At 52.4% G+C, this 1723-nt stretch carries 1 rRNA gene; it reads right to left on the bottom strand.

From position 1 onward, the window contains the following. Positions 1-12 precede the first annotated feature (12 nt). Positions 13-1554, bottom strand: a 16S ribosomal RNA gene (locus ACSBQV_RS24185). Positions 1555-1723 lie beyond the last annotated feature (169 nt).

The following is a 1723-nucleotide window of genomic DNA, read 5'->3' on the forward strand; positions in this document are numbered from 1 at the left end:
AATATCTTTAGGTAAGGAGGTGATCCAACCGCAGGTTCCCCTACGGTTACCTTGTTACGACTTCACCCCAGTCATGAATCACAAAGTGGTAAGCGCCCTCCCGAAGGTTAAGCTACCTACTTCTTTTGCAACCCACTCCCATGGTGTGACGGGCGGTGTGTACAAGGCCCGGGAACGTATTCACCGTAGCATTCTGATCTACGATTACTAGCGATTCCGACTTCATGGAGTCGAGTTGCAGACTCCAATCCGGACTACGACATACTTTATGAGGTCCGCTTGCTCTCGCGAGGTCGCTTCTCTTTGTATATGCCATTGTAGCACGTGTGTAGCCCTACTCGTAAGGGCCATGATGACTTGACGTCATCCCCACCTTCCTCCAGTTTATCACTGGCAGTCTCCTTTGAGTTCCCGGCCGAACCGCTGGCAACAAAGGATAAGGGTTGCGCTCGTTGCGGGACTTAACCCAACATTTCACAACACGAGCTGACGACAGCCATGCAGCACCTGTCTCAGAGTTCCCGAAGGCACCAAAGCATCTCTGCTAAGTTCTCTGGATGTCAAGAGTAGGTAAGGTTCTTCGCGTTGCATCGAATTAAACCACATGCTCCACCGCTTGTGCGGGCCCCCGTCAATTCATTTGAGTTTTAACCTTGCGGCCGTACTCCCCAGGCGGTCGATTTAACGCGTTAGCTCCGGAAGCCACGCCTCAAGGGCACAACCTCCAAATCGACATCGTTTACAGCGTGGACTACCAGGGTATCTAATCCTGTTTGCTCCCCACGCTTTCGCACCTGAGCGTCAGTCTTCGTCCAGGGGGCCGCCTTCGCCACCGGTATTCCTCCAGATCTCTACGCATTTCACCGCTACACCTGGAATTCTACCCCCCTCTACGAGACTCTAGCTTGCCAGTTTCAAATGCAGTTCCCAGGTTGAGCCCGGGGATTTCACATCTGACTTAACAAACCGCCTGCGTGCGCTTTACGCCCAGTAATTCCGATTAACGCTTGCACCCTCCGTATTACCGCGGCTGCTGGCACGGAGTTAGCCGGTGCTTCTTCTGCGAGTAACGTCAATTGATGAGCGTATTAAGCTCACCACCTTCCTCCTCGCTGAAAGTGCTTTACAACCCGAAGGCCTTCTTCACACACGCGGCATGGCTGCATCAGGCTTGCGCCCATTGTGCAATATTCCCCACTGCTGCCTCCCGTAGGAGTCTGGACCGTGTCTCAGTTCCAGTGTGGCTGGTCATCCTCTCAGACCAGCTAGGGATCGTCGCCTAGGTGAGCCATTACCCCACCTACTAGCTAATCCCATCTGGGCACATCTGATGGCAAGAGGCCCGAAGGTCCCCCTCTTTGGTCTTGCGACGTTATGCGGTATTAGCTACCGTTTCCAGTAGTTATCCCCCTCCATCAGGCAGTTTCCCAGACATTACTCACCCGTCCGCCGCTCGTCACCCGGGGAGCAAGCTCCCCTGTGCTACCGCTCGACTTGCATGTGTTAAGCCTGCCGCCAGCGTTCAATCTGAGCCATGATCAAACTCTTCAATTAAAAGCTTGATTTGCTTCCACTCGAGAAGCGATGCTCAAAGATTTACTGCATGAATTTTACTTCAGTTAGTCACTCTTCAAGACTTGATATTTTTTTGCATCCGAAGATGCTGGATATCGTCTTGTGGAGTGCCCACACAGATTGTCTGATAAATTGTTAAAGAGCAGTG

Source organism: Serratia sp. B501, assembly GCF_051172315.1.
In the GTDB taxonomy this organism is placed as follows: domain Bacteria; phylum Pseudomonadota; class Gammaproteobacteria; order Enterobacterales; family Enterobacteriaceae; genus Serratia; species Serratia ureilytica.